This is a genomic window from Desulfobulbus alkaliphilus (assembly GCF_016918545.1).
GTDB classification, from domain to species: Bacteria; Desulfobacterota; Desulfobulbia; order Desulfobulbales; family Desulfobulbaceae; genus Desulfobulbus; species Desulfobulbus alkaliphilus.
This window is the reverse complement of the sequence record NZ_JAFFQC010000140.1, coordinates 1-537: the sequence shown is the minus strand read 5'-3', so window position 1 is coordinate 537 and position 537 is coordinate 1. Positions and strand designations below refer to the sequence as shown.

Here is a 537-nt window from a genome sequence, read left to right as displayed (position 1 = left end):
CCCGAGGGGGCAAACCATCTCCTCCCCCTGCTCCAGGAACTCACCCCGGAACAGCAGGACGAGTTGAGCGAAAAGATTCTCGATGCAACCAGCCTTGAGGAAATCCACGCCTGGCTCAAATCGATCCGCGGCAATTGACCACAGGTGATATGTTGGAATTCGCTGCTCACCGCCAACCAGAGAATGAACTGTACGTTCATCGGATTTATGAACGTAGAGGCGCATTATGCGAGGGGTGGTTCAAAGCCAGCAGCAAACTTCATAAAAAAAAGCCAAAAGCAGACCTGACCCCCTTCGACCCTCATGGTGCTAAAGGCTGGCAGGGGCCGGTGACCTTTGATGCCCTGGTGGATATGCCTCACCAGTGTTTTCTGCCGTACACCCCGACATTTCAATGCAAGCTCTTTGACCTCTCTGCCCATGGCATGGAGGAACTGGCCGGCAATGCCATGGTGCGGGTCATCAGCGATCTACTCCGCGCCCAGAGCCTTTCCCAGACGAAAGAAGGACTGGAAAAACTGAGAAGCGCGTTTACAA

General features: G+C 54.2%; 1 protein-coding gene. It reads left to right on the top strand.

The genetic code is table 11. The features are described from left to right. Positions 1-149: 149 nt before the first annotated feature. On the top strand, positions 150-537 hold a 388-nt coding region (locus JWG43_RS17790), incomplete at its 3' end, for a hypothetical protein (RefSeq protein ID WP_205244287.1).